This is a genomic window from Shinella sp. CPCC 101442, from assembly GCF_024704725.1.
In the GTDB taxonomy this organism is placed as follows: domain Bacteria; phylum Pseudomonadota; class Alphaproteobacteria; order Rhizobiales; family Rhizobiaceae; genus Shinella.
Map to the genome: position 1 here is coordinate 699,087 of NZ_JALIQS010000004.1, position 26,274 is coordinate 725,360.

General features: G+C 62.1%; 26 protein-coding genes. 19 read left to right on the forward strand and 7 right to left on the reverse strand.

Annotated features, from left to right (window positions below; translation table 11 throughout):
* Positions 1–24: 24 nt before the first annotated feature.
* The 10 genes from flaF to MUO32_RS18770 all read left to right on the forward strand — a co-directional run bounded on the left by flaF (position 25) and on the right by MUO32_RS18770 (position 6,627).
* Positions 25–378, forward strand: coding sequence for a flagellar biosynthesis regulator FlaF (flaF, locus tag MUO32_RS18725; protein WP_257949874.1), 354 nt, complete (start codon positions 25–27; stop codon positions 376–378).
* Positions 375–821 carry a flagellar biosynthesis repressor FlbT gene (flbT, locus tag MUO32_RS18730; RefSeq protein WP_257949875.1) on the forward strand — a complete coding sequence of 149 codons (447 nt, stop codon included), beginning with the start codon at positions 375–377 and terminating at the stop codon, positions 819–821. The genes flaF and flbT overlap by 4 nt, the downstream gene beginning before the upstream one ends.
* Entirely contained in the window at positions 815–1,243 is a 429-nt protein-coding gene (gene flgD / locus MUO32_RS18735) for a flagellar hook assembly protein FlgD (protein ID WP_257949876.1), read from the forward strand. Before flbT ends, flgD begins: the two co-directional genes overlap by 7 nt.
* Positions 1,240–1,506: a flagellar biosynthesis protein FliQ gene (fliQ, locus tag MUO32_RS18740; RefSeq protein WP_257949877.1), complete on the forward strand. Its 267-nt coding sequence runs from the start codon at positions 1,240–1,242 to the stop codon at positions 1,504–1,506. The genes flgD and fliQ overlap by 4 nt, the downstream gene beginning before the upstream one ends.
* 140 nt (positions 1,507–1,646) lie before the next feature.
* A complete protein-coding gene (gene flhA, locus MUO32_RS18745; RefSeq protein ID WP_257949878.1) occupies positions 1,647–3,734 on the forward strand; it encodes a flagellar biosynthesis protein FlhA in 2,088 nt (695 codons plus the stop codon).
* Entirely contained in the window at positions 3,731–4,483 is a 753-nt protein-coding gene (fliR, locus tag MUO32_RS18750) for a flagellar biosynthetic protein FliR (RefSeq protein ID WP_257949879.1), read from the forward strand. The genes flhA and fliR overlap by 4 nt, the downstream gene beginning before the upstream one ends.
* A 3-nt stretch (positions 4,484–4,486) precedes the next feature.
* On the forward strand, positions 4,487–4,885 hold the full coding sequence (locus MUO32_RS18755; RefSeq protein ID WP_257949880.1) for a hypothetical protein: 399 nt from the start codon (positions 4,487–4,489) through the stop codon (positions 4,883–4,885).
* 276 nt (positions 4,886–5,161) lie between these two features.
* The gene (locus MUO32_RS18760) at positions 5,162–5,716 is read left to right on the forward strand and encodes a rod-binding protein (protein WP_257949881.1); all 555 of its coding nucleotides are present in this window, start codon (positions 5,162–5,164) and stop codon (positions 5,714–5,716) included.
* 15 nt (positions 5,717–5,731) lie between these two features.
* On the forward strand, positions 5,732–6,100 hold the full coding sequence (locus MUO32_RS18765; RefSeq protein ID WP_257949882.1) for a hypothetical protein: 369 nt from the start codon (positions 5,732–5,734) through the stop codon (positions 6,098–6,100).
* Positions 6,097–6,627, forward strand: a complete 531-nt coding sequence (locus MUO32_RS18770; RefSeq protein ID WP_257949883.1) for a hypothetical protein — start codon at positions 6,097–6,099, stop codon at positions 6,625–6,627. The genes MUO32_RS18765 and MUO32_RS18770 overlap by 4 nt, the downstream gene beginning before the upstream one ends.
* A gap of 40 nt (positions 6,628–6,667) precedes the next feature.
* Here MUO32_RS18770 and MUO32_RS18775 read toward each other — a convergent pair whose 3' ends face one another.
* Positions 6,668–7,477 carry a WecB/TagA/CpsF family glycosyltransferase gene (locus MUO32_RS18775; protein WP_257949884.1) on the reverse strand — a complete coding sequence of 270 codons (810 nt, stop codon included), beginning with the start codon at positions 7,475–7,477 and terminating at the stop codon, positions 6,668–6,670.
* Between the two features lie 536 nt (positions 7,478–8,013).
* On the opposite strand from MUO32_RS18775, the gene folD reads away from it, so the two are divergent.
* Complete coding sequence (gene folD / locus MUO32_RS18780) at positions 8,014–8,913, forward strand: bifunctional methylenetetrahydrofolate dehydrogenase/methenyltetrahydrofolate cyclohydrolase FolD (protein ID WP_257949885.1); 900 nt, start codon at positions 8,014–8,016, stop codon at positions 8,911–8,913.
* Positions 8,914–8,950: 37 nt separating this feature from the next.
* On the opposite strand, the gene MUO32_RS18785 is transcribed toward folD, so the two are convergent.
* Entirely contained in the window at positions 8,951–9,979 is a 1,029-nt protein-coding gene (locus tag MUO32_RS18785; protein ID WP_257949886.1) for a substrate-binding domain-containing protein, read from the reverse strand.
* A 325-nt stretch (positions 9,980–10,304) separates the two neighbouring features.
* Between MUO32_RS18785 and MUO32_RS18790 the strand changes: the two genes are divergently transcribed.
* The 6 genes from MUO32_RS18790 to MUO32_RS18815 all read left to right on the forward strand — a co-directional run bounded on the left by MUO32_RS18790 (position 10,305) and on the right by MUO32_RS18815 (position 17,347).
* Entirely contained in the window at positions 10,305–11,645 is a 1,341-nt protein-coding gene (locus MUO32_RS18790) for an ABC transporter substrate-binding protein (protein ID WP_374708685.1), read from the forward strand.
* 175 nt (positions 11,646–11,820) lie between these two features.
* On the forward strand, positions 11,821–12,828 hold the full coding sequence (locus MUO32_RS18795; protein WP_257949888.1) for a carbohydrate ABC transporter permease: 1,008 nt from the start codon (positions 11,821–11,823) through the stop codon (positions 12,826–12,828).
* Between the two features lies 1 nt (position 12,829).
* Positions 12,830–13,975, forward strand: a complete 1,146-nt coding sequence (locus MUO32_RS18800) for a carbohydrate ABC transporter permease (protein WP_257949889.1) — start codon at positions 12,830–12,832, stop codon at positions 13,973–13,975.
* An 80-nt stretch (positions 13,976–14,055) separates the two neighbouring features.
* Entirely contained in the window at positions 14,056–15,711 is a 1,656-nt protein-coding gene (locus MUO32_RS18805; RefSeq protein WP_257949890.1) for an alpha-glucosidase, read from the forward strand.
* 33 nt (positions 15,712–15,744) lie between these two features.
* Entirely contained in the window at positions 15,745–16,836 is a 1,092-nt protein-coding gene (locus MUO32_RS18810; RefSeq protein WP_257949891.1) for an ABC transporter ATP-binding protein, read from the forward strand.
* 100 nt (positions 16,837–16,936) lie between these two features.
* The gene (locus MUO32_RS18815; protein ID WP_257949892.1) at positions 16,937–17,347 is read left to right on the forward strand and encodes a hypothetical protein; all 411 of its coding nucleotides are present in this window, start codon (positions 16,937–16,939) and stop codon (positions 17,345–17,347) included.
* A gap of 34 nt (positions 17,348–17,381) precedes the next feature.
* Here MUO32_RS18815 and edd read toward each other — a convergent pair whose 3' ends face one another.
* From edd to MUO32_RS18840, 5 genes are all read right to left on the reverse strand, one after another.
* Positions 17,382–19,202, reverse strand: a complete 1,821-nt coding sequence (gene edd, locus MUO32_RS18820) for a phosphogluconate dehydratase (RefSeq protein WP_257949893.1) — start codon at positions 19,200–19,202, stop codon at positions 17,382–17,384.
* Positions 19,203–19,324: 122 nt separating this feature from the next.
* Entirely contained in the window at positions 19,325–20,023 is a 699-nt protein-coding gene (gene pgl / locus MUO32_RS18825; RefSeq protein ID WP_257949894.1) for a 6-phosphogluconolactonase, read from the reverse strand.
* 9 nt (positions 20,024–20,032) lie between these two features.
* Positions 20,033–21,505: a glucose-6-phosphate dehydrogenase gene (gene zwf, locus MUO32_RS18830; protein ID WP_257949895.1), complete on the reverse strand. Its 1,473-nt coding sequence runs from the start codon at positions 21,503–21,505 to the stop codon at positions 20,033–20,035.
* Positions 21,506–21,601: 96 nt separating this feature from the next.
* A complete protein-coding gene (locus MUO32_RS18835) occupies positions 21,602–22,885 on the reverse strand; it encodes an FAD-binding oxidoreductase (protein WP_257949896.1) in 1,284 nt (427 codons plus the stop codon).
* A 98-nt stretch (positions 22,886–22,983) separates the two neighbouring features.
* Complete coding sequence (locus MUO32_RS18840; RefSeq protein WP_257949897.1) at positions 22,984–24,423, reverse strand: glutamine synthetase family protein; 1,440 nt, start codon at positions 24,421–24,423, stop codon at positions 22,984–22,986.
* A gap of 168 nt (positions 24,424–24,591) precedes the next feature.
* On the opposite strand from MUO32_RS18840, the gene MUO32_RS18845 reads away from it, so the two are divergent.
* Positions 24,592–25,773, forward strand: a complete 1,182-nt coding sequence (locus tag MUO32_RS18845; RefSeq protein WP_257949898.1) for an NAD(P)/FAD-dependent oxidoreductase — start codon at positions 24,592–24,594, stop codon at positions 25,771–25,773.
* A 163-nt stretch (positions 25,774–25,936) separates the two neighbouring features.
* Positions 25,937–26,071 (forward strand): hypothetical protein, encoded by a 135-nt coding sequence (locus MUO32_RS18850; protein WP_257949899.1) that lies wholly within the window; start codon positions 25,937–25,939, stop codon positions 26,069–26,071.
* Positions 26,072–26,274: the final 203 nt, after the last annotated feature.

Consider the following 26,274-nt stretch of genomic DNA (forward strand, 5'->3'; position numbering starts at 1 on the left):
CGGACACACATGAAGGATGTCTGAATGTACCAGTTTTCATATGCCGAGATCATGGAGGAGGGCGTCGCCGTCTCGAAAGATCGGGAACGGCAGGTCCTCGAGCGATCGATCGTGCTCCTGGAAACGGCACGGGCAGCGAGTGGCGGACACTACGGCAAGGAAGCCGTGGAAGCCGTCTACTATACGCGCCGGGTATGGATCCGTTTCATCGAAGATCTCGGGAATCCGGAAAACCAGCTCGATGACGAACTCCGGGCCAATCTGATCTCCATCGCCATTTGGATTCTCAAGGAAATCGAAAAGATCCGCAAACGCGAATCCACGAACTTCCAGGGTATCATCGACATCACAACCATCATCAAGGATGGAATCAAATGAAAAGTACACTGCGTATATCGCTGAAGTCCGGGGAACGCATTTTTGTCAACGGTGCAGTCCTCAGGGTTGATCGCAAGGTCGCGATCGAATTCCTGAACGACGTGACCTTCCTTCTGGAAAACCACGTCCTGCAGCCGGAACAGGCGACCACCCCGCTCCGCCAGCTCTATTTCATCGCGCAGATGGCGCTGATCAATCCGGAAGGCGCCGAGCAGTCGATCGCCATGTTCCGCAAGTCGGTCATCATGCTGCTGTCCTGCTTCAAGAACGAGGAAGTGCTGGCCGAACTGAAGCGCGTCGATGCCCTCGTCACCCAGGGCCGCGCCTTCGAGGCGCTCAAGGCCATCCGCGGGCTCTACCCGATCGAGGATCGCATCCTCAACAATCAGGAAATGGCACCGGCCATGATCGAACAGATCCGCAGGGAGATTGCACCATGGTAACCGCAGTCGGCGCCGCAAACAGCGCCACGTCCACTCCGGTTGCGACTGGAAGCGAAGCCTCGAACGCTGAAAAGTCGGCGACCCTGAACTATGAGAGCTTCCTGAAGCTGCTCGTGGCGCAGATGAAGAATCAGGATCCGACCGAGCCGATGGACTCGGCCCAGCAGATGGCGCAGCTCGCCACCTTCTCGCAGGTCGAGCAGACCATCAAGACGAACAAGAACCTGGAAAGCCTGCTTCAGCGCACCTCGCTGCAGGAGGCCAATTCCGTCATCGGTCGCACCGTCACCAGCGAGGATGGCAAGGTCACTGGTGTCGTCAAGGAAGTGACGCTATACAATGACGGCATCGTGGCGAAGCTCGATTCGGGCGAGAAGCTCGTCATCGGACCGGGCGTGAAGATAAGCGAAACCAAAACGTGAATGAGGCAGACGCCCTCGATATAGCGCAGGCAGCCATCTGGACGGTCATCGTGGCCTCTGGACCGGCTGTTCTTGCCGCCATGATCGTCGGCGTCGCCATCGCCTTCGTGCAGGCCTTGACGCAGGTGCAGGAAATGACCCTGACCTTCGTGCCGAAAATCCTGGCGATCTTCGTGACGATCGCCATCTCGGCCCCCTTCATCGGCGCCCAGATATCCATCTTCACCGATCTCGTCTTCTCCCGCGTCCAGAGCGGTTTCTAGCGCGGTTTTTGCAAACGCGCCTTGCGCACCCGGTGCGTCTTCCCCATCCTCGCGCAAGCTTCGCCCTGTAGGCCATCGGGTGAAATGGGCGACGCGTGTTTCGCGCCGCCGCCTCTCATGACGAGACGGGAATTCTTCAGATGGCGCAAGTACCGGCAATCAACCTTCCGAAGGTGAGCCCCAACGGCCGCGATATCGCGTTCGCAGTGGGCATCCTGACGATCCTGTCGATCCTCTTCCTGCCGATTCCGGCATTCATGATCGACATCGGCCTGGCCTTCTCCATCGCCTTCTCGGTGCTGATCCTGATGGTCTCGCTGTGGATACGGCGGCCGCTCGACTTCTCGTCCTTCCCGACGGTTCTCCTCATCGCCACCATGGTGCGCCTGTCGCTCAACATCGCGACGACGCGCGTCATCCTCTCGCACGGCAACGAAGGCCACGATGCGGCCGGCAGCGTCATCGCCGGCTTCGCCAGCCTCGTCATGTCCGGTGACTTCGTCATCGGTCTCATCGTCTTCATGATCCTCATCGTGGTGAACTTCATCGTCATCACCAAGGGTGCGACGCGTATTGCCGAAGTCGGCGCGCGCTTCACCCTGGATGCCATTCCCGGCAAGCAGATGTCGATCGACGCCGACCTTTCGGCCGGCCTGATCGACGAAAAGCAGGCGCAGCTTCGTCGTCGCGAGCTGGAAGAGGAAAGCTCCTTCTTCGGTTCGATGGACGGTGCGTCGAAGTTCGTGCGCGGTGACGCCATCGCCGGCCTCCTCATCACGGCCATCAACGTCTTCGGCGGCATCATCATCGGCTATTTCCGCCACGGCATGGAACTGGGCGAGGCGGCCGACGTCTTCGTCAAGCTGTCGGTCGGCGACGGTCTCGTCTCCCAGATCCCGGCCCTGATCGTCTCGCTCGCCGCAGGCCTCATCGTTTCGCGCGGCGGCACGGCGGGGTCCACCGACGAGGCGGTCATCAACCAGCTCTCCGGCTATCCGCGCGCACTGCTCGTGGCTTCAGCGCTGATGATGCTTCTCGCCATCATGCCGGGCCTTCCCTTCTTGCCCTTCATGGTGCTGGGCGGCCTGATGGCTTTCGGCGGCTGGATGATCCCGCGTCGCATCGAGGCTGAAAACCAGGCCAAGCGCGCGCAGGAAGCCCAGCAGGTCCAGGCCACGCGCGATCAGGAAAAGGACTCCGTCAAGTCGGTGCTCAAGACCGCCGAGATCGAGCTCCTGCTCGGCAAGCAGGTCTCCACCCGCCTTCTCGGCGCCCATCAGGAACTGGCCTTCCGCGTCGGCAAGATGCGCAAGAAGTTCGCCGGCCAATACGGCTTCGTCGTGCCGGAAATCAAGGTTTCCGACGATATCGCCATTCCCGACAAGTCCTACCAGATCCGCATCCACGGCACGACGATCGCGTCCAACATCGTGCGCGTCGGGGAAGTTCTCGTCGTCACCGGCGGCGGGCGCAAACCCAGCGTGCCGGGCGACGAGATCCGCGAGCCCGCTTTCGGCATGCCTGCCGTGTCGGTTCTCGAAACCTTTGCCGAGGACCTGCGCCGCGAGGGCTTCCATCCGATCGACAACGTTTCGGTGGTGCTGACGCATCTTTCGGAAGTCATCCGCAACAACCTGCCGCAGCTCCTGTCCTACAAGGACGTCAAGGTGCTGATCGAGCGTCTCGATCCCGAGTACCGCAAGCTCGCCGACGAAATCTGCTCGTCGCACATGTCCTATTCCGGCCTTCAGGCCGTGCTGAAGCTGCTGCTTGCCGAGCGCGTCTCCATCCGCAACCTGCACCTGATCCTCGAAGCGGTCGCCGAACTTGCCCCGCATGTGCGCAAGACCGAGCAGATCGTCGAGCATGTCCGCATCCGCATGGCCCAGCAGATCTGCGGCGACCTGACAGACAACGGCGTGCTTCCGGTTCTGCGTCTCGGCAACAAGTGGGACATGGTGTTCCACCAGGCGCTGAAGCGTGACTCGAAGGGTGAGATCGTCGAATTCGACATCGATCCGCGCCAGCTCGAAGAGTTTTCCGAACAGGCGACCCGGGTTATCCGCGAGTTTCTCGACCGTGGCACCCCCTTTGTACTGGTCACGTCGCCCGAATCCCGCTCTTATGTGCGCATGATCATCGAACGCCTTTTTGCAACATTGCCGGTTCTCTCGCATGTCGAGCTCGCCAAGGGCATCGAGATCAAGATCCTCGGCTCCATTTCATGATGACCGACCCGCAGGGCACGGTGCTGGCGTTGTTCGCCGCATTCTGCCGTGTCGGCGGGTGCTTCATGCTGCTGCCGGGCTTCTCGTCCGCCCGCATCTCGATCCAGATCCGCCTTTTCCTGGCCGTCGCGATCTCGATGGGCGTGCTGCCGATCATGTGGGATGTCATCTACCCGCGCGCCACCGGCGATCTCGACGGCTATCTCCGGATGATCGTCTTCGAAACGCTGACGGGTGCGGCGATCGGTCTGATCGCCCGCTACTATGTGCTCGGCCTGCAATTCGCCGGCACGGTGCTGACCATGATGATGGGCTTCAATGCGCCGCCGACGCCGGATGTTTTGGAAGACACCGCGGAAAACCAGCTGACGAACCTGCTCTCGTTTGCCGGCCTGCTCGTTCTGTTCATGCTGGATTTCCACCATGTCGTCATGCGGGCGCTCATCGAATCCTACAACGTCATGCCGATCGGCGCCGGCTTCAACCCGCAGAGCGCGCTGATCACGCTCACCGATACGCTCAGCCAGACCTTCATGATCATGCTGCGGCTGGCGAGCCCCTTCATTCTCTATGGCCTGGTGTTCAACGTCTCCGTCGGCCTCGTCAACAAGCTCGCGCCACAGATTCCGATCTACTTCGTCTCGCTGCCCTTCATCATCATGGGCGGCCTGCTCCTGCTCTATTTCGGCATTTCCTCGCTGCTCGAGATCTTCGCAAGCGGTTTCATACCGGTTTTCAGGGGAGAGTAGACGATGGCGCAGAGCCGGTCGGAAAAGCTGAAGCGCCTCGTCACCGTACAACGGCATCTTGAAAAGATGGCCGAGATCGATCTTGCCAATACCACGCGGCAGCGGCAGGAAGCGGCCGAGACGATGGAGGCGGTCGCCGAAGCGATCAACTCGCTGAACCCGGTGCATCGCGGTTTCTCGCGCCATTATTCCGGCCAGTACAGCCGCCTGCAACAGCAGGACCAGATGCTGGCCAACGTCCAGCAGATGCATGAGATGCGTGTCGTGCGCGAGCGCACCAAGGGCGACCGCATGGAAGACCATATGAAGGAGGCGCGCAGCGCCGAAGACCGCGAGGCGGCCGACGATGCGATCTACGACCTGATCGACCAGCACATCGCCTACAAGAAGGGCGAAGACTGAGCTTTTCCCAAGTGCCGGCAAGGACAGGTGATTTACGTTCGCCTTATCAAGCTTGCTTCAAAATGGATTCCGCATGGCGCGCCGTCACGGCATCGTCATCCGCCACCAGCCTCCCGTAAGGTTGAGCAGCGATAGTCGCATCAGGACGATGACGAGGTTTGCCGAAGCGGCCGCGATAAGCGGCGCGGGTGAACCGATGTCCTGATGGTCATGAGGCCGGCGGACCGCCATGAGGACGGGTCCGGCTCGCAGGATTTACCTGAAAGGCTTTGAGACGTGGCAATTACTCCCCCCAGCGATCTGGTGCTCGATGTCGTGCGCGCTGCCGACCCCACACAGGTTCAGGAAGCGCAAGCCAAGCTGAAATCGAACCGCGCTTCCTTCGAAGCGACGAGCCTTGCCGAAGCAGGCGCCGGATTCCAGGCCGCCGTCGGCACCATTCTCAACCGTGATTCCGCCAGCGCCAGCGCGTCGTCGAACGCCGTATCCGCCGTTGGCAGCAAGGGCGTGCCGGAACATCTGCGCAAGTTCGAGACGATGGTTCTGCAGAACTTCGTGAAATCGATGATGCCGTCCGAAAGCGAGCAGGTCTACGGCGAAGGCACGGCCGGCGAAATGTGGCGCGGCATGATGGCCGATCAGCTGGGCGAGGCGCTCGGCAAAGGCGGCGGCATCGGCATAGCCGAGGCGCTCGCCAAGAAGAGCGGCATCAGCGGCGGCGCCAAGGACAACGATCCCGACCGTATCGCGTCCGGCATGGTTCAGGCTCTGCAGCGGGAGGCCTTCGCCGACCTGACGCCGGGCATCAAAGAACACAAGAAAACGGCATAAGCGGAGAACGACAAAATGGAACAGGCAAGCAACGAAATCCGAATCCGCTCCGTGCTCGGTCGGCTTGAAACCATCATCGACAACGAGAACGTCAATATCGGCCACGATCCCGATTTCGATCTCCCGACGTCGAACGCCCACAAGAGCCGCTGCCTTTATGAACTGGCGATGCTGACGCGCGATGTGCGTCCGGAGGAGGTGCCGCCAAGCTTCTCGCCGCAGCTCGGCCGCGTGCGCGAAAAGCTCGCGACCAACGCCCAGCGCGTCTCCGCCCATCTCGATGCCGTGCGCGAGGTCGTTTCCATCCTGAAGAGCGCCGTGCAGGACCTTGAGGCGGACGGCACCTATTCTCAGGAACAGTTCCGTTTGGGTTACGGTACATGATCAAGCTTATCGGCACCGGCGTCTGGGTCCTCGCGATCACGCTCGCCGCGGTCTATTTCTCGCTGACGATGGCGTCCGCGCCCAAGGTCGATACGGAAGCCGCCGCGCGCGAAGCCGCGATGGAGTTCGTCACCGGCTACACGACGACGGTGCCGGTTCTCGGGAAGGACGGCGTCAACGGCTATCTGCTCACCAAGCTCGCCTACAAGGCGAACAAGGAACTGGCGGCCAAACAGGTCGTGCCGTTGCCGCAGATGATCACCGACGAACTCTACACGCTGCTTGTCGGCAACAAGATGATCGACGTGACATCGACCGGCAATTTCGATCTCGATGCCTTCCGGGGTGTCGTGAAGGAAGGCCTCAACCGTCGTTTCGGCGCGGAGGTCATTGCCGAGGTCTATGTCGAGCAGATCGATTTCATCACCACCGCATCCATCGAGGATCCGGCACCCAAGAAGGGCGTTACGCTTCTCAAGGGCGATGTGCCGGAGGTCAAGCCGGCAGAAAAAAGCGGCGGACACTAGGCCGCCGCTGAGGTGAGACAGTCTCTGAGAAGCCGGCCGCTCAATGTGTGCCGGCTTCTGCCGTTTCATCATGAGCGCGCTTCACCACCATGCCAGACAGTTTGTAGCGCAAGACGTGGTAGAGGAAGAGCGGATTGCCGATCACGTAGCGCCGCCACAGGCGCTTGGGCTCCTGCACGAGCCGGTAGAGCCATTCGAGACGCAGCTTGCGGATGCCGAGCGGCGCACGGCGCACGTCGCCGGCCACGAAGTCGAACAGCGCGCCGACGCTCAGCACCAGCCGCGCATGGCCGGGGCCGACATGGCGGTCGATCCACTTTTCCTGCGCCGGGCTGCCCATGGCGACCAGCAGGATATCGACATTGGCCTCGCGCACCCGTTCCATGATCTCGTCGGATTTCGCTCTGTCGAAGAAGCCGTCGGAAATCGGAATGAATTCATGCCAGGGGGCGTGGCGGCGGAAGTTTTCCGTCGCGCGCTTCAGCGTCGAGGGCAGCGTGCCGATCAGAGCGACGCGCATCGGCCTGGTGATGTAGGTCAGCAGCGCCGGCACGAAATCCGTACCGTTGAGGTTCGCCGGGAATTTGCGGCCGTGGAAGACCATGGACGCGATATCGACGCCATGGCCGTCGGGGAAAACGACCTGGCGTTCGAGCACGGCGCGATAGTCCCCGTCGCGCATCATCAGGTTCGCATTGTTGGCGTTGATGAAGGCGATCACGGTCTGGCCGAACGGCATTGACGCGACCTCTTCGGCGAAGGCGAAGGCGTCCGCCCAGCCGAGGTCGCAGACCGGAAGGCCCAGAATGTCGCGTTGGGCGCTGACGATGTTGCCTGACACGAGGTTCATGACAGGGCTCCTTGTGCGCCAACACCGCGCGTTGTGCGGCCGGACCGGCCGGCCGTCATGGCCTGGCGGCTGGCGCATTCGATGGGGAATGTGGGAAAGGGCTTCATGCTGCTCCCGCAATACTTGTGTTGCTGGAAGCCGGTGTAACAAGCGCGCCTGAAAGGGCTTTTAAGGAATTCCCTAGAAGGCGGCCCGATGCTTTTATGTTTTGCTAACCATAGGCTCTTCGGGGATGCTATCTCTATAAAAACATTTGATTTTTTCCGCTTCAAAGCAGTGGCGTTTCTGGCTTCCCGGCAAAAATATTTGCAGAGGGTGCTTCAAAAAAGGACTTTTCCGGATGGCTGACGGGTTCCCTCATGCCGCCAAAAGCGCCTTTCACGGCTGACAGGAAAACGGGTGTTAACGAATTGGGCCGGGTGTTTCCGAAACGGACGCTTGAAATTATGTGTTTTGGACAGCATAGGGCGTTAAGAGGCCATCCCATTTCGCGGACGCGCTCCTAAAGTGGGCGCAATTCATTCAGGGAGAGTAATGTGACCACCATTATCGATGGGAAGCAGGTTGCCGCTTCCGTGACCGACGCGGTGAAGTCCGCGAGCGCGACGCTGGAAATGGATGCCGGCTTTAAGCCCGGACTTGCGGTCGTCATCGTCGGCGAGGATCCGGCGAGCCATGCCTATGTCTCGGCGAAAAGCCGCATGGCCAAGGAATGCGGTTTCAACTCCATCCAGCACACGCTGCCCGAGACGACGACGCAGGAAGAGCTTGCGGCTCTTGTCGAGACGCTGAACGCCGACGAGAGCATCCATGGCATCCTCGTCCAGCTGCCGTTGCCGAAGCATTTGAATTCCGACCCGATCATCCAGTCGATCAAGCCGGAAAAGGATGTCGACGGCCTGCATGTGGTCAATGCCGGCAAGGTTGCGACCGGCGATCTCGATGGCGGTCTCGTTTCTTGCACGCCGGCCGGCGCCATGGTGTTCGTGCGCCGTACGCATGGCGAAGACCTTTCGGGTCTCAACGCCGTGGTGGTTGGCCGCTCCAATCTCTTCGGCAAGCCGATGTCGGCGCTGCTGCTTGCCGCCAATGCGACGGTGACGACGGCCCATTCGCGCACCAGGGACCTCGCGGGCGTCTGCCGCAACGCGGACATCCTCGTTGCCGCCGTCGGTCGTCCGCAAATGGTGAAGGCCGATTGGGTCAAGCCCGGCGCCACCGTCATCGACGTCGGCATCAATCGTATTCCCGCGCCTGAGAAGGGTGAGGGCAAGTCGCGCCTCGTGGGTGACGTCGCTTATGACGAGGTTGCCAGGGTTGCCGGCGTGATCACGCCGGTTCCGGGTGGTGTCGGTCCGATGACGATCGCCATGCTGATGGCCAACACCGTCATCGCCGCCTATCGCAAGGCCGGCAGGACGCCGCCGAAGTTCTGACGGCTCGAATGCGAAAGGCGCCCCGCGGGGCGCCTTTTTATTTGCCCGAGGGCGCGGGGCCGGTCGAGGCGCGCACGATGAGATCGGTCTTCCAGAGCTCCTGCTGCGGCAGGGTCTCCAGTTGAAGGATATCGGCGATCAGTCGGCGGGCGATGCGCTGGCCGGCGGCGCGCAGCGACGAGCGCGTCGTCGTCAGCGGCACCATGAAATTCTCCGGCTTCAGCATCGGCAGCACGTCGTCATGGGCAATCAGCGAGATGTCGGAGCCGAGCTTCAGTCCCGCCTGGTTGATCGCCCGCACGGCGCCGAGCGCCAGAACCGTACTGGAACAGAGTACGGCCGTCGGAGGCATTTCGAGTTGCAGGAAGCGCTCCATGGCGCGAAAACCATGCTCGTCGGTCATCTGCGAATTGGAAACGCATTCATCGCGCAGAACAAGGCCGTGTTCGGCCAGCGCCCGCACCGTGCCCTTTGTCCGCCGCTTCGAGAAGGTGAGATAGTCAGGGCCGTTGATGAGGGCGACGTGCCGGTGGCCGAGCTGCGCGAGCAGGCGCGCGGCATCATAGAAGGCACCCGTATTGTCGATATCCAGATAGGGATAGTCCGTCGCGATGCCCATCGAGCGGCCATGCACGACGAAGGGCGTCTTCAGCGACTTCATCATGGCGATGCGCGGATCCTGCTCGCGCATATAGGCAAGGAACAGCGCATCCACATTACCGCTTGCCACCAGGCGCCGGCAGGTCGCGACTTCGTCTTCCGGGTGGCTCGGATTGATGACGAAGTGGAAGTCGTGCTTGACCGCCTCGTCGCCAAGCCCGGCCAGGAACTCGCCGAAATGCACGTCGGACTCGATGCCGTCGGCTGTCGGCATGACGAGGCCGATCGAGCCGGCGCGGCCCGTCGCAAGGCGTTGCGCAGCCCGGTTCGGGCGGTAGCCCGTCTCCCGGACGGCGTCGAGCACCCGTTGGCGCGTCTCGGCATTGACCTCCGGATAACCGTTCAGCGCCCTGCTGACGGTTGTCTGCGAGAGGCCCAGCAATTGCGATAACTGCTTGAGATTCACATGCTTAGCTTTCTTGAAACATTAAAAGCGCTTTGGATATTTGTTCTGACGGTCCCCTGGATTTTCCCAAAGCGTTTTGGCATCTAACATCAGCCGTTCCAGCAGGAAAAGCGGATTTGGGCATTTTGCGGCGCGAAACTACGCTGCACTGCATCAAAAGCGGCGTTTTTATTTGAAATGATTTGGGGGTACTTGACGAAGGTGAGGGGGAGATGGGATGAAAGGAAATCCAAAGCGCTTTGAATTTTGGGGTATTTTAGAGAATGCCTGCCCCGGGAGGGCGGGTTTGCTATGGGAGGCAAATCACGTGAAAAAGACATTGCTGATGACAGCTGCGCTGGCACTTCTGATGGCGGGCGGCGCTGCCGCTGCCGATTTGAAGTTCAAGCCCGGTGAAGATTCCAAGTTCAACTGGCAGAGTTTTGAAGATTTCAAGAAGGGTCATGACCTCAAGGGCCAGACGCTGACCATCTTCGGTCCCTGGCGCGGCGAAGACGAGGCGCTCTTCAAGAACGTCTACGCCTATTTCGTCGAAGCGACGGGCGTCGACCTGAAATACTCCTCCTCCGAAAACTACGAGCAGCAGATCGTCATCGACACGCAGGCCGGCAGCCCGCCTGATGTCGCCATCCTCCCGCAGCCGGGCCTCATTGCCGACCTCGCGTCCAAGGGTTACCTGACGCCGCTCGGCGAGGAGACCCAGAAATGGCTTCTCGACAACTATGCCGCCGGCCAGTCCTGGGTCGATCTTTCGACCTACAAGGGCAAGGACGGCACCGCCGCGCTTTATGCCTTCCCCTACAAGATCGACGTGAAGTCGCTCGTCTGGTACGTGCCTGAGAACTTCGAGGACGCCGGCTACGAAGTGCCGAAGACCATGGAAGACCTGAAGGCGCTGACGGAAAAGATCGTCGCCGACGGCGGCACGCCCTGGTGCATCGGCCTCGGTTCGGGCGGCGCGACCGGCTGGCCGGCGACCGACTGGGTCGAAGACCTGATGCTGCGCACCGCAACGCCGGAAACCTACGACAAGTGGGTCAAGAACGAGATCCCGTTCAATGATCCCGCCGTGATCGGCGCGCTCGATGAATTCGGCTGGTTCGCCAAGAACGACAAGTTCGTCGATGGCGGTGCCGCGGCCGTGGCCTCCACCGACTTCCGCGACAGCCCGAAGGGCCTCTTCGCCTCGCCGCCGAAGTGCTATCTGCACCACCAGGCATCGTTCATCCCGTCCTTCTTCCCGGAAGGCACCGTGGTCGGCGAAGACGCGGACTTCTTCTACATGCCGCCCTATGCCAGCAAGCCGGAACTCGGCAACCCGGTCCTGGGTGCCGGCACGCTTGCCATGCTCACCAAGGACACGCCGGCTTCGCGCGCCTTCATCGAGTTTTTGAAGACGCCGATCGCGCATGAACTCTGGATGGCGCAGACCAGCTTCCTGACGCCCTACAAGAGCGCCAACAAGGAAGCCTATGCCAACGGCCCGATGAAGAAGCAGGGTGAAATCCTGCTGAATTCGACGACCTTCCGCTTCGACGGTTCCGACCTGATGCCGGGCAAGATCGGCGCGGGCGCGTTCTGGACGGGCATGGTCGACTTCGTCGGCGGCAAGTCCGCGGCCGATGTCGCCGGCGGCGTCCAGAAGGCCTGGGACGCAATCAAGTAACATCCTGGCGAACCGGCGGGTTTTGGCCCGCCGGTTTTCCCAAGCATGCCGACGTGCAGCCGGACCATGCGGTGCAAGCCGCGTGAACGATTCTCGCACCTCAAGTGCCTGATCTCCGTTCGGAATTGCGCGTGGAAAAGAGCGTCAGGGGAAGCATTCCTGGGGAGGAACTGCCATGCAGCAATTGTTATTCGCCATTTTCACGATGGTAGGGGGCGTGCTCGCCTGCGCCGCCTATTTCTTCGGTACGAACTGGCTGCTCGACACGATTTTCCCCTCCAAGGGGCTGACGGGCGCGCAGGCTTCCAGGAACCTGCGCATCACCAATGCCATCCGGCCCTGGCTGTTCATGGCGCCGGCGCTCTTCGCGCTCGCCATCTACCTCGTCTACCCGGTTTTCGAATCCGTGCGGCTCGCCTTTCATGACCGCTCCGGCCAGCAGTTCGTCGGCTTCAGCAATTTTGTCTGGATGTTCAACGACGGCGAGTTCCGCCAGTCGATCTTCAACAATTTCCTCTGGCTCCTCGTGGTGCCGGCGCTTTCCACCTTTTTCGGCCTCGTTATCGCGGCGCTGACCGATCGCATCTGGTGGGGCAATATCGCAAAGACGCTGATCTTCATGCCGATGGCGATCTCCTTTGTCGGCGCCGCCGTCATCTGGAAATTCGTCTACGACTATCGCTCGGAAGGCTCCGAGCAGATCGGCATCCTCAACGCCGTTGTGGTCGCTTTCGGCGGTGCGCCAGAAGCATGGATGACCATTCCCTTCTGGAACAACTTCTTCCTGATGGTCATCCTGATCTGGATCCAGACCGGCTTCGCCATGGTCATTCTTTCGGCGGCACTGCGCGGCATTCCGGAAGAAACCGTCGAAGCGGCTGTCATCGACGGGGCGAACGGTTTCCAGATCTTCTTCAAGATCATGGTGCCGCAGATCTGGGGCACCATCGCCGTGGTCTGGACGACGATCACCATCCTCGTCCTGAAGGTCTTCGACATCGTGCTCGCCATGACGAACGGTCAGTGGCAGACGCAGGTCCTGGCGAACCTGATGTTCGACTGGATGTTCCGCGGCGGCGGTGACTTCGGGCGCGGCGCGTCCATAGCCGTCGTCATCATGATCCTGGTCATACCGATCATGATCTGGAACATCCGCAACGCCACCAAGGAAATGGAGCGCTGAGATGATTGCTTCTTCCCGTTCACCGCTCATCATCGTCGTCCACCTCTCCGTCCTGCTGCTCGTGGCGCTCTGGACGCTGCCGACCGCCGGCCTGCTGATCTCGTCGCTGCGCGACAAGGACCAGCTCGCCGTCTCCGGCTGGTGGACCGCCCTTTCCACCTCCTCGCAAAACCTCACCGGCCGCGCTGCGTCACCGGAAGCGCAGGTCGAGAAGGATGGCAAGTTCGTCATTTCGGGTAATCTCCTCGAGGGCGGGAATGCCAAGGTCTCGGCCTTTGGCGTGCGCCCCTTGCAGCCGTCCGCCTTCGAAGCCGGCACGGCCGCCGACCTGGGCGACGGCCAGATGCTCACCGTCAACGAGGACGGCAGCTACGAGATCGTCTCGCCGACGAAGATGGAAGGCACGCGCGGCCAGCGCATCTTCTACACCGCCTCCGTGCCGCCGCGCTTCACGCTCGACAACTACCGCGAAGTGCTGAACGCCGCCGGCATCGGCTCGTCCTTCATCAACTCGCTGACGGTTGCGATCCCCTCGACGATCATCCCGATCCTCGTTGCGGCCTTCTGCGCCTATGCGCTCGCCTGGATGCCATTCCCGGGCCGGGCGATCTTGATCGCCGTCATCGTCGGCCTGCTCGTCGTGCCGTTGCAGATGTCGCTGATCCCGCTTCTGAAGCTCTATAACGGCGTCGGCGCTTTCTTCGGCGTGCCGGCAAAGACCTATGTCGGCATCTGGCTCGCCCATATGGGCTTCGGCCTGCCGCTCGCGGTCTACCTGCTGCGCAACTACATGGCCGGCCTGCCGCGCGAAATCATGGAATCCGCCCGTGTCGACGGCGCTTCCGACTTCGATATCTTCGTGAAGATCATCCTGCCGCTGTCCTTCCCTGCACTCGCCTCGTTCTCCATCTTCCAGTTCCTGTGGACCTGGAACGACCTGCTCGTCGCCATGGTCTTCCTCGGCACGGGCAATGACGAGCTGGTGCTGACCGGACGTCTTGTGAACCTGCTCGGTTCGCGCGGCGGTAACTGGGAAATCCTCACGGCCTCCGCCTTCATCACCATCATCGTGCCCCTGATCGTGTTTTTCAGCCTGCAGCGCTATCTCGTGCGCGGCCTGCTGTCGGGCTCGGTCAAGGGCGGTTGATGAAAGCAATTCCAGCAAAAGTGTGAAGCGGTTTTGCGTCCGGAATTGCGTAAAACAAAGTAAAAACAGGACATACGAGAATGACGACGACGTCGGATTCCACCCTTCTCATCCCGGACAAGGACTGGTGGCGCGGCGCGGTGATCTACCAGATCTATCCGCGCTCGTTCCAGGACACCAATGGCGACGGGATCGGCGACCTCAAGGGCATCACCGAGCGGCTTGCCCATGTCGCCTCGTTGGGCGCGGATGCGATCTGGATTTCGCCCTTCTTCACCTCGCCGATGAAGGATTTCGGCTACGACGTCTCGGACTACCAGGACGTCGATCCGATCTTCGGCGGACTCGCCGATTTCGACGCGCTGATCGCCGAGGCGCACCGCCTCAACATCCGCGTCATGATCGACCTTGTCCTGTCGCACACCTCCGACAAACATCCGTGGTTCGTCGAAAGCCGCTCGCGGCGCACCAACCCGAAGGCGGACTGGTATGTCTGGTCGGATTCCAAGCCCGACGGCACGCCGCCGAACAACTGGCTGTCGATCTTCGGCGGCTCCGCCTGGCAGTGGGATCCGACGCGTCTGCAATATTACATGCACAATTTCCTGACCTCGCAGCCCGACCTGAACCTGCACAATCCGGAAGTTCAGGATGCGTTGCTGTCGGTCGCCCGCTTCTGGCTGGAGCGCGGCGTCGATGGCTTCCGCCTCGACACGATCAACTTCTATTTCCACGACAAGGAGCTGCGCGACAACCCGTCGCTCGCCCCCGAGCGCCGCAATGCGCAGACGGCGCCGGCCGTGAACCCCTACAACTATCAGGAACATCTCTACGACAAGAACCAGCCGGAGAACCTGGAATTCCTCAAGCGCTTCCGCGCCGTCATGGAAGAGTTTCCGGCGATTGCCGCCGTGGGCGAGGTCGGTGACAGCCAGCGTGGTCTCGAGATCGCCGGCGAATACACCTCCGGCGGCGACAAGATGCATATGTGCTACGCCTTCGAATTCCTCGCGCCCGATCCGCTGACGCCGGCCTTCGTCGCCGAAACGCAACACGCGCTGGAAAAGGCTGCCCCCGAAGGCTGGGTGTGCTGGGCCTTCTCCAACCACGACGTGATGCGCCATGTCAGCCGCTGGGGCAATGCCGTCACCGACCACGAGGCCCATGCCAAGCTGCTGGCCAGCCTCTTGATGTCGCTGCGCGGTTCCGTCTGCATCTATCAGGGTGAAGAACTGGCGCTGCCGGAAGCGGAGCTCGCCTATGAGGACCTGCAGGATCCCTACGGCATCCAGTTCTGGCCGGATTTCAAGGGCCGCGACGGTTGCCGCACGCCCATGGTGTGGGAGGGTGACAAGCAGTCCGGCGGCTTCAGCCTCGGTAAGCCATGGCTTCCGGTTCCAAACGTCCATCTGGAGCGCGCCGTCAATGTGCAGGAGGGCGACGAGACCTCGGTGCTTTCGCATTACCGCCGTTTCCTCGCCTTCCGCAAGGAGCATGTGGCGCTGGTCAAGGGCGAGATCGAATTCCAGTCGGCCGAGGGCGCGATCCTCTCCTTCGTGCGCACGCACGGCAACGAGAAGGTCTTTTGCGCCTTCAACATGAGCCCGATCGCACGTCTCGCCGAGCTTCCGGCGGGCCAGCTGGAGGTGCTTGAGGGGCACGGCTTCGGCAGCATCATGCATGAGGAAAACATCGAACTTCCGGCCTGGAGCGGGTTCTTCGCCCGCTTCGCGTAACGGACTGAGAAATAGGACAAAGGGGAGAGAGACATGACAGGGCTGGTTCTCAAGGATATCCGTAAATCCTACGGCGCGGTGGACGTGATCCACGGCATCGATCTCGACATCAAGCAGGGCGAGTTCATCGTCTTCGTCGGCCCGTCCGGCTGCGGGAAGTCGACGCTGCTGCGCATGATCGCCGGTCTCGAGGAGATCACCGGCGGTGACATGACGATCGATGGCGAACGCGTCAACGACGTGCCGCCCTCCAAGCGCGGCATCGCCATGGTCTTCCAGTCCTACGCGCTCTATCCCCACATGACCGTCTACGACAACATGGCTTTCGGCATGCGGATCGCCGGCGAGAGCAAGGAGGAGATCGACCGCCGGGTGCGCGCGGCCGGGGATGTCCTCCAGCTCACCAAGTATCTCGACCGCCTGCCCAAGGCACTCTCGGGCGGTCAGCGGCAGCGCGTCGCCATCGGCCGCGCCATCTGCCGCAACCCGAAAGTGTTCCTGTTCGACGAGCCGCTGTCGAACCTCGACGCGGCGCTGCGTGTCGCCACCCGCATCGAAATCGCCAAGCTCAACGAGAAGATGGCCGACACGACGATGATCTATGTCACGCATGACCAGGTCGAGGCGATGACGCTTGCCGACCGCATCGTCGTGCTCTCGGCCGGCCATATCGAGCAGGTCGGCCCGCCGCTCGAGCTTTACGAACGCCCGGACAATCTCTTCGTTGCCCGCTTCATCGGCTCGCCCGCCATGAACATCATCCCCGCCAAGATCACCGCTGCCGGCGCATCGACGGCGGTGGAACTGACGGGCGGCCGGATTTCCAGCGTCGATATCCCGACGGCTGCCTCCGAAGCCGGCAAGACGGCAAGTTTCGGCGTCCGTCCGGAAGATCTTCAGATCTCGACCGGTGACGACTTCCTCTTCGAGGGCACGGTGTCGATCGTCGAGGCGCTCGGCGAGGTGACGCTGCTCTACATCGATGGTCTCGTGCAGGGCGAGCCGATCATCGCGAAGATCCCCGGCATCCTCGACGTCAAGCGCGGCGACAAGGTACGCTTCACGGCCGACAGGGCGAAGCTGCATCTCTTCAATGCGGCCGGACAGAGCTACCGCGCTGTTTGATTCTGCATCAGGGCGGCAGGAATTGGGCCTGCCGCTCAACCCGATGTTAAGTCTTGCTGCCTAGGCTTTTCCTGAAAAATGAAATGCCAGGGACAGGCAAATGGGCATCGGGCAGACACCGCGCAACAACTACCTGAACAAGGAAGAGTCCTTCATGTACGATCGGGAAAAGAGTTTCCCGATGGAGGATACCTGTAACGAGGCGCGCATCGAGTTCACCGAGAACGGCGGCCTCATGAATCTCGTTTCCCGTCGCGGCCTGATCGTCAAGCTCTCGCGCAGCGGCGCCGTCATCACCATGACGACGAAGTTTCAACTGCCGCGCAATTTCTACCTCGATATCGTCAGCGCCCGTCTGCCGATGGTGGGCTGCCTGACGCAACGGGTCTATCCCAACGACGTGGTCGAGGCTCGCTTCCTGCGCCTGCTTTCCGACAAGGACCTGCAGCGCATCTTCGTCTATTCGACGCACCGCAACCATCAGGGCCGGACGCTGGATATCTACAGCTGATGCAAAAAGAGGGGCGAAACGCCCCTCTTTCCCTTTATGCGAACAGCACGCTCGCCCCGTGATCGGCCGGCCCCGAAAGGGCGCGGAAGGAAGCGAAGAGCTCGCGGCCCATACCGAATTCGTTGCCGGAGAGATCGGCCGTCGCCTGCGGGCGGGCGGCGAATTCGGCTGCGTTGACCAGAACCTCGATCGTGCCATGGGTTGCATCCAGCCGGATCATGTCGCCGTTCCGGATACGGCCGATCGGGCCGTTATCGACCGCCTCGGGCGTCACGTGGATGGCGGCCGGCACCTTGCCGGATGCGCCGGACATGCGGCCGTCGGTGAGCAGTGCCACGCGCTGGCCGCGATCCTGCAAAATGCCGAGCACGGTGGTCAGCTTGTGCAGTTCCGGCATGCCATTCGATTTCGGCCCCTGGAAGCGCACGACGGCGATGAAATCGCCGGTTAGCTCGCCGGCCTTGAAGGCAGCGTTGAGTTCCAGCTGATCGTGGAAGACCTTTGCCGGCGCCTCGATGACATGGCGTTCCGGCTTGACGGCCGAAATCTTGATGACGGCCTTGCCGACATTGCCGGTCAGCATCTTGAGGCCGCCCGTCGCCTGGAAGGGGGTCTCGATACTGGCAAGCACCTTCGGGTCGTGGCTGACCTTCGGCGATCGTTCGCGCACGACCGTGCCGTTCTCGCCGAGCCTGGCATCGACCGTATAGGATTTGAGGCCCTGGCCATACACCGTGCGTACGTCGTCGTGCAGCATGCCGGTCTTCAAGAGTTCCTGGATGAGGAACCCCATGCCGCCGGCGGCATGGAAATGGTTTACGTCGGCAAGGCCGTTCGGATAGACGCGGGCCAGCAGCGGCACGACGTCGGACAGTTCGGAAATATCCTGCCATGTCAGCACGATGCCGGCGGCGCGCGCCATGGCGATGAGATGCAGCGTGTGGTTGGTCGAGCCGCCCGTGGCGTGCAGGCCGACGACGCCGTTGACGACGGAACGCTCGTCGATCATCTCGCCGGCCGGCGTGAATTCATTGCCCTGCGCGGTGATGGCAAGCGCCCGCTTGGCGGCTTCCTTGGTCAGCGCATCGCGCAGCGGCGTGCCGGGATTGATGAAGGAGGCGCCGGGCATGTGGAAGCCCATGATCTCCATCAGCATCTGGTTGGAATTGGCGGTGCCGTAGAAGGTGCAGGTGCCGGGGCCGTGATAGGACTTGGATTCGGCTTCGAGAAGCTCCGCCCGGCCGGCCTTGCCTTCGGCGAAGAGCTGGCGCACGCGCGCCTTCTCGTCGTTCGGCAGGCCCGAGGTCATGGGACCGGCGGGAATGAAGACGGCAGGCAGGTGGCCGAAGGTCAGCGCCGCGATCGTCAGGCCCGGCACGATCTTGTCGCAGACGCCGAGATAGACGACCGAATCGAACATGTTGTGCGACAGGCCGATACCGGCCGCCATGGCGATGAGATCGCGCGAGAACAGCGACAGTTCCATGCCCGGCTGGCCCTGGGTGACGCCGTCGCACATGGCGGGTACGCCGCCGGCGACTTGCGCCACGCCGCCCGCTTCCCGCGCGGCGTCACGGATCAGCGCCGGATAAGTCTCGAACGGCTGGTGAGCCGAGAGCATGTCGTTGTAGGAGGTGATGATGCCGAGGTTGGGGACGCGATCACCGGCGAGCGCATCCTTCTCGGCGGGGGAACAGACCGCAAAGCCATGCGCGAGGTTGCCGCAGGAGAGCACCGAGCGGTGCACGCCCTTGGAGATGGCGGCGCGAATGCGGCCGAGATAGGGCTCGCGGTGCGGCTTCGAGCGTTCGACGATGCGGGCGGTGATGGCTTCAATGCGCTTGTCGGCGGACATGGGATTATCCTGACTTCCTCGATTGCATTTGTGCACGGCAAGGCGAGCGGGAGCGCTGCGCCATCCGCGGGTAAAACGGCGCCTCGCGCCGCGGCATGTTCGGCTTCAGCCGGCTGGACGTGCTAGGGCGCCCAGTAGATATCGACCGGCGTTGCCGCGCGCCGCAGAATGGCGCGGATCGGCATGTCGGTTTCGGGACCATCCGCTTTCGCGGCGGCCAGAACGTCCTTCTTGCCCTGGCCTTCGATATGCAACACCAGAAGGCGGGCATCCTGAAGGCTGGCGAAGGTAAAGGTGAGGCGGGTCTCGCCTGCACCCTCGGCTTCCATGGTGATGACGCCGCGCGGCGTGGCAGCCGAGATCGCCTCGTCAAGCTTGCTGCCACCGGGGAAGAACGAGGCCGTATGGCCGTCCGTTCCCATGCCGAGAATGGCGACGTCGAAGGGAGCGCCGAGCGAGGCGGCATCCGCCGACACGATCTTCGCCGCCTCTTCCGCGCTGCCGGCTTCCCGGTAGAGCGGCAGGAAGCCAGCGGCCTTCGCCTTGTCCTGAAGCAGGTTGTCGGAAACGAGCAGGTGGTTCGAGCGCGGGTTATCCGCCGGCACGAAGCGCTCGTCGACAAGCGTGACCGTCACCTTGGCCCAGTCGATGTCGCGGCTGGACAGCGCCTTGAAGAAGGCCTTTGGCGTCGAGCCGCCGGAGACGGCGATGGTCGCCTTGCCGCGTGCGGCGATAGCCTCGGCAAGCGTGGCGGAAACCGTGTCCGCCAGACCTTCGGCCAGGGCCGCACCGTCCTTGAATTCGTGCAGTCTCGCGCTCATCGGGCTTCCTTACGATTCATGCCAGGTGCGGCCGTCGCGCTCGATAAGCGCGATCGACTGGCTCGGACCCCAGGTGCCTGCCGTGTAGCCCTGCGCGAGCTGGCCCGTCGCTTCCCAGGCCTTGAGGATCGGATCGACCCAGCGCCATGCGGCTTCCACTTCGTCGCGGCGCATGAAGAGCGTCTGGTTGTTCCTGATGACGTCGAGCAGCAGACGCTCGTAGGCATCCGCGTTGCGGGCGTCGAAGGCCTCGGCGAAGCTCATGTCGAGCGAAACGTTGCGCAGGCGCATGCCGCCCGGACCGGGGTCCTTGATCATCAGCGACTGCTTGACGCCTTCATCCGGCTGCAGGCGGATGATGAGCTGGTTGGCCTCGATACGGCCCGCCGTCGGGTCGAAGATCGAATGCGGGATCGGCTTGAAGGTGATGACGATCTCCGACATGCGCGCGGCAAGGCGCTTGCCCGTGCGGATGTAGAAGGGCACGCCCGCCCAACGCCAGTTGCCGATCTCGGCCTTGATGCCGACGAAGGTTTCGGTGTTGGAGACACCGCCTTCCAGTTCCTCGAGATAACCCTTGACCGGGCCGCCGGCCGAAGCGCCGGCGCGGTACTGGCCGCGCACCGTCAGGCGCTCGACATTGTACTGGTCGATCGGCTTGAGGGCGCGCAGCACCTTCAGCTTTTCGTCGCGCACGGCTTCCGCATCCATGGAGGAGGGTACTTCCATCGCGACAAGGCAGAGCAGCTGGAGAATGTGGTTCTGCACCATGTCGCGCAGCGCGCCGGCCTTGTCATAGTAGCCGGCACGGCTTTCGAGGCCGACGGCTTCGGCCACCGTGATCTGCACATGGTCGATATGGGCGGAGTTCCACAGCGGCTCGTAGAGCGCGTTGGCAAAGCGCAGCGCCATCAGGTTCTGCACCGTCTCCTTGCCGAGATAGTGGTCGATGCGGAAAATCTGCTCTTCGCGGAACACCTTGCCGATCGTGTTGTTCAGCTCGTTGGCGGAGGCAAGGTCGCGGCCGATCGGCTTTTCGACGACAATACGGGTCTGCTTGGTGATCAGCTTGTGGTCGCGGATTTTTTCCGAGATGTCGCCGAAGATCGCAGGCGCCACAGCCAGATAAAAGGCGCGCACGCGTTCCTTGCCCTCGTCGAGCAGGTCCTTCAGCTTGTCCCAGCCCTGGTCGGACTTGGCATCGACGGCGACGTAGAACAACCGGTCGCAGAAAATCCTGATCTGCTCGTCGTCGAGCTCTTCGGCCTTCAGGTGCTCCGTCAGCGCATCGACGGCGAACTTGCGGTATTCCGCGTCCGTAAAGGCGGTACGCGACGCGCCGATGATGCGCGTCGGATCGGAAAGCTGGCCCGCGAGCTGCCGGTGGTAGAGGGCCGGAAGGAGCTTGCGTTCCGCAAGATCGCCGGTTCCGCCGAAGACGACATAGTCGAAGGGTTCAACAGGAATGATCTGGCTGCTCATCGGATATCTCGATCTCGTTCTGTTGCCGGGTGTTATAATCTAATCGATTTAAAAACACCAGCGTGCAACGCAACAAAATCGGTGTTTCCGAACAGATCAGAGCTTGTCGCGTAGCGCGTACCACGTCATGGCGAGGAACAGAAGCGGCGTGCGGAACCTCGGGCCACCGGGAAAGGCCGGGATTTTCAGAGCCTTCAACTGGTCGAGTTCCTTGGCACCGCCGGTCACCTCCTCGGCGTAGAGCTTGCCACAATAGTTTGACAACATGACACCATGGCCGGAATAGCCGCCGATCGTCGTGATGCCGGGCATGACCTCGCGCACATAGGGTTTGCGCGGCATGGTGATGCCGACGGAGCCGCCCCAGGCATGGGTGAGCTCGATGCCCTTCAGTTCAGGATAGACTTCCTCGATCTGCCGGCGGATGGGCGGTGCCATGTCGTCGAGATTTTCCGAATAGGCCTCGCGCCCGCCAAACAGCAGGCGGCCGTCGCGGGTCTTGCGGAAATAACGCACGACGAAACGCGTGTCGGCAATCGATTCACCGCCGGGAATGATCGAGGGGAATTTGTTGAGCGGCACGGTTGCGCCGATGAAGGAGCGGATCGGCATGACATGCGATGCGGTTTTGGGTTCGAGATTGCCGATATAGGCGTTGCAGCAGATCAACGCCTTGTCGGCGCGGATCGTACCCCTGGCGGTGGTGATGACCGCCTTGCCGCCCGTCCGCTCGATCTTCAGGGCAGGGGTCTTTTCATGCAGGCCCGCACCGGCGGCCTGCGCTGCGCGGGCAATACCGACCAGGAGCTTCATCGGGTGGATATGGCCGGTGCCGATATCGCGCATGCCGAAGAAGAAGCGTTTCGAACCGACGCGCTGTTCGGTCTCCGCCCGGTCCATGTAGCTCAGATGGTTGTAGCCGAAGCGCGTCGCGGCGATCTCGATGTGATCGCGAAACTCCTTCTCGTAGCTCGCCTTGTGGCTCACATTGAGCTGGCCGGGCACGTAGTCGATGTCGAGGCTGTGATCTGTGGCGAAATCGTGAATATGCTGTTTGGCATTTTCCGCAAGGTCGAACAGCGCCTTGGCGCGCTCGAAGCCGAGTTCCGCTTCAAGGGTTTCCGCGTCGGAGCGCTGGCCGGTTCCGAGCTGGCCGCCGTTGCGGCCGGAGGCGCCGTCGCCGAAGCGATGCGCCTCGATGAGCGTGACACGCACGCCCTTCTTCGCAAGGTTGTAGGCGGCCTGCAGGCCGGTGAAGCCACCGCCGACAATGGCGACATCGGTCTCGACGGAGCCGTCGAGCGGGGCATATTCGGGCCGGTCGCCGACGCTGGCCTCATACCAGGAGACACCGGGGGAAATCGGGCTTTGCCAGGGCATTGCACACACTCATTCGGTCAAGAGGGTGCGGCGGCGCGCCGGGGCGCCGGCCGCTTCTCAGGGACTGATCGTTTCGGCGGCCCGGACCGCCTGATAGCTCAGACGTTGAGCAGCAGGAACTCACGTTCCCAGGGGCTGATCACCTGCATGAAGGTCTCGAACTCGCCGCGCTTGACGCCGGCATAGAGGCCGATGAACTCCGGGCTCAGAACCTCCGCAAGCGCAGGATCGGATTCCAGCAGCGAAACGGCCTCAAGCAGACCGCGCGGCAGATCGATCGACCCCTCGTTTGCGGTGTCTCCCGTCGGCTCGCTCGGCTCGATCTGGTTCATGATGCCGAGCAGGCCGCAGCCGAGCGAGGCCGCGAGCGCCAGATACGGATTGGCATCCGATCCCGGCAGGCGGTTCTCGACGCGCCGTGCGGCGGCGTCCGACACCGGCACGCGGAAGGCCGTCGTGCGGTTGTCGTAGCCCCAGGCATTGTTGACCGGCGCCGACATGTCGGGCGTCAGGCGGCGATAGGAGTTCACATAGGGCGCCATCATCACCAGCGTCTTCGGCACATAGGTCTGCATGCCGCCGATGAAGTGGAAGAACTCCTTCGAAGCCGATCCGTCCGGATTGGAGAAGACGTTCTTGCCCGTCGCGATCTCGACCACCGACTGGTGGATGTGCATCGCCGAACCCGCCTGGCCCTGCATGGGCTTTGCCATGAAGGTCGCGTAGATGTCGTGCTTGAGCGCGGCCTCGCGGATCGTGCGCTTGAAGAGGAACACCTGGTCGGCGAGTTCGATCGGATCGCCGTGGCGCAGGTTGATTTCGAGCTGCGCGGGACCCTCCTCGTGGATCAGGGTGTCGATCTCGAGACCCTGCTTTTCGGAGAAGTGATAGATGTCGTCGATCAGTTCGTCGAATTCGTTGATCCCCGCGATGGAATAGCCCTGGCCGCCCTGGATGGCGCGGCCGGACCGGCCCTTCGGCGGATGCAGCGGATAGTCCGGGTCCTCGTTCATCGCGACGAGATAGAATTCGATTTCCGGCGCGACGACCGGTTTCCAGCCACGGTCGCTATACATCTTGACGACGTTCTTGAGAACGTTGCGCGGGGTATAGGGCACATTCTCGCCGGTCGAACCGACGATGTCACAGATGACCTGCGCGGTTGGATCGCTTTCCCACGGTACGACGGAGAGCGTCGAGAGATCCGGCAGCAGCTTCAGGTCGCTGTCGCGCGGCTCATAGCGGAAATTACCGGTCTCTTCCGGGTAGTCGCCTGATATCGTGTGGCGGTAGAGAGCGGAAGGCAGCGCCAGCGAGGTGTTCGATGTGAACTTCGACGACGGCATCATTTTTCCGCGCGGGACGCCTGCAAGATCAGGCGTGATGCATTCGATATCCTCGATACCGCGGGCCCGAAGCCAGTCTGCGGCGTCCTTCCAGGTCTTTACCCCTCGTGGCACGCTGATGGAGGGAGGTATTTTTGCAGAGCGTGCGGCTTTCTCGATGGTGGGGGTAACGACTTTCTTTTTGGACGGCATGGCACACCGGGTTTGTTGATGATGGCGCCATCATAGACAGAGTTAAACCCTTTACTAGCTCCCCCCGGGGGGTAGAAAACGCGATTTTTGCGGTATTTTTTGTTTTTCCTGTCCCGATTGACTTTCTGGCGCGATAGCAGAAAGGAGAGGCGAACGGGGATTATGGACGTGGCAGAACGGCGGGACGTCGTAATTATCGGGGCCGGTGCGGCAGGCATGATGTGCGCCATCGAGGCGGGCAGGCGGGGTCGCCGCGTGCTTGTGCTCGATCACGCGAAGGCGCCGGGCGAAAAAATCCGCATCTCCGGCGGCGGGCGCTGCAACTTCACCAATATCCATGCCGGCCCGAAGAATTTCCTGTCGACCAACCCGCATTTCGCCAAGTCGGCGCTGGCCCGCTACACGCCGCGCGATTTCCTCGATCTCGTCGAGCGCCATCGTATCGCCTGGCACGAGAAGACGCTGGGCCAGCTTTTTTGCGATAATTCGGCCAGGGACATCATCGCCATGCTGCTGGCCGAGATGAAGGCGGCGGGCGCGGACCTGCGCCTTTCGACGCCGGTCGGTGACATCTCGCATGACGGGCATTCCTTCCGGATCGCCACGGAGCACGGCCTCATCGAGGCGGCCTCGCTGGTGATTGCCACCGGCGGCAAGTCGATCCCGAAGATGGGCGCGACGGGTTTCGCCTACCGCATCGCCGAGCAGTTCGGCGTGCCGGTGACGGACACCCGCGCCGGCCTGGTGCCGCTGATGCTCGATCCCGCAACGTTAGCCGCGCATGACGGCCTGCCTGGCGTCGCCGTGGATGTCATCGCGCGCCACGGCAAGACGGAATTTTCGGAGGCGGCCCTCTTCACCCATCGTGGCCTCAGTGGCCCCGCCATCCTGCAGATCTCCTCCTACTGGCGCGAAGGCGAGGAAATCTCGCTCCACATCCGCCCCGATCTCGACTTTGCCGCCGTCATTGCCGCCGCCCGCAAACAGAACGGCCGACAGGCGGTGCAGACGGTGCTGGCCGAGCATATCCCGAAGAAGCTGGCGCAACTGCTCGTGACCGAACTCGCCATCGACGGGACGCTCGCCGAGCAGCCGGGAAAACGCATCGAGGCGCTGGTGCAGAAACTACGGGACTGGCGTTTCCGTCCGCCGGGTTCCGAAGGGTATCGCACGGCGGAGGTGACGCTTGGCGGCGTCGATACGGCGGCACTCGATTCCCGCAGCATGGCGGCAAAGGCGGTGCCGGGGCTCTATTTCGTCGGCGAGGCGGTGGATGTGACCGGCTGGCTCGGCGGTTACAATTTCCAATGGGCCTGGGCCTCCGGCCATGCGGCGGGCCAGGACGTCTGAAACCGGGACGCATGAATAGCGATTGGGTCTTTACCGCCCGTTAAGACCTCGCGGCGGATGCTGCCGGAATGTCGGCGTTTCCCGGTTTTGGGAGACTACATGATGTGCGCCGGCTGGCCGGATCATCCGGGTTACCTGTTCTCGCGTAACGGAGTACCGCCGCATGCCTGAAAAAAACCGCCCCGCCCGCGCTATTGCCATCGCCGCTGAAGAGAGCCGCCGCCGTTTCGTGGCTATCGGCATCAATTGCGGGCTTGCCGCCCTCCTTGTCGCAGCCCTTGCTGTCGCTGTGCTCTGACATTTTGGACCGTCATAAATCGGTTTAAATTGGTGATGGAATTTTAAAGATTGCCGCCGATGATCCCGTCATAGGGTTCCGGAAGCCGCGTCCCATGACGGATGTATGCGGCGTGCAATGACTGCTCCCCCGGATGCGCGGCATTGCAGCCGCATGAAGTCGGTAATCCGGCGTCCGAATCCCGGGGAGGCCCTAAAAAGGGC

Coding starts and splice junctions, on each gene's coding strand:
- flaF (WP_257949874.1), top strand. CDS start 25: ATGTACCAGTTTTCATATGCCGAGATCATGGAGGAGGGCGTCGCCGTC.
- flbT (WP_257949875.1), top strand. CDS start 375: ATGAAAAGTACACTGCGTATATCGCTGAAGTCCGGGGAACGCATTTTT.
- flgD (WP_257949876.1), top strand. CDS start 815: ATGGTAACCGCAGTCGGCGCCGCAAACAGCGCCACGTCCACTCCGGTT.
- flhA (WP_257949878.1), top strand. CDS start 1,647: ATGGCGCAAGTACCGGCAATCAACCTTCCGAAGGTGAGCCCCAACGGC.
- fliR (WP_257949879.1), top strand. CDS start 3,731: ATGATGACCGACCCGCAGGGCACGGTGCTGGCGTTGTTCGCCGCATTC.
- MUO32_RS18755 (WP_257949880.1), top strand. CDS start 4,487: ATGGCGCAGAGCCGGTCGGAAAAGCTGAAGCGCCTCGTCACCGTACAA.
- MUO32_RS18765 (WP_257949882.1), top strand. CDS start 5,732: ATGGAACAGGCAAGCAACGAAATCCGAATCCGCTCCGTGCTCGGTCGG.
- MUO32_RS18770 (WP_257949883.1), top strand. CDS start 6,097: ATGATCAAGCTTATCGGCACCGGCGTCTGGGTCCTCGCGATCACGCTC.
- MUO32_RS18775 (WP_257949884.1), bottom strand. CDS start 7,477: ATGAACCTCGTGTCAGGCAACATCGTCAGCGCCCAACGCGACATTCTG.
- MUO32_RS18790 (WP_374708685.1), top strand. CDS start 10,305: ATGACAGCTGCGCTGGCACTTCTGATGGCGGGCGGCGCTGCCGCTGCC.
- MUO32_RS18795 (WP_257949888.1), top strand. CDS start 11,821: ATGCAGCAATTGTTATTCGCCATTTTCACGATGGTAGGGGGCGTGCTC.
- MUO32_RS18800 (WP_257949889.1), top strand. CDS start 12,830: ATGATTGCTTCTTCCCGTTCACCGCTCATCATCGTCGTCCACCTCTCC.
- MUO32_RS18805 (WP_257949890.1), top strand. CDS start 14,056: ATGACGACGACGTCGGATTCCACCCTTCTCATCCCGGACAAGGACTGG.
- MUO32_RS18810 (WP_257949891.1), top strand. CDS start 15,745: ATGACAGGGCTGGTTCTCAAGGATATCCGTAAATCCTACGGCGCGGTG.
- MUO32_RS18815 (WP_257949892.1), top strand. CDS start 16,937: ATGGGCATCGGGCAGACACCGCGCAACAACTACCTGAACAAGGAAGAG.
- edd (WP_257949893.1), bottom strand. CDS start 19,202: ATGTCCGCCGACAAGCGCATTGAAGCCATCACCGCCCGCATCGTCGAA.
- pgl (WP_257949894.1), bottom strand. CDS start 20,023: ATGAGCGCGAGACTGCACGAATTCAAGGACGGTGCGGCCCTGGCCGAA.
- zwf (WP_257949895.1), bottom strand. CDS start 21,505: ATGAGCAGCCAGATCATTCCTGTTGAACCCTTCGACTATGTCGTCTTC.
- MUO32_RS18835 (WP_257949896.1), bottom strand. CDS start 22,885: ATGCCCTGGCAAAGCCCGATTTCCCCCGGTGTCTCCTGGTATGAGGCC.
- MUO32_RS18840 (WP_257949897.1), bottom strand. CDS start 24,423: ATGCCGTCCAAAAAGAAAGTCGTTACCCCCACCATCGAGAAAGCCGCA.
- MUO32_RS18850 (WP_257949899.1), top strand. CDS start 25,937: ATGCCTGAAAAAAACCGCCCCGCCCGCGCTATTGCCATCGCCGCTGAA.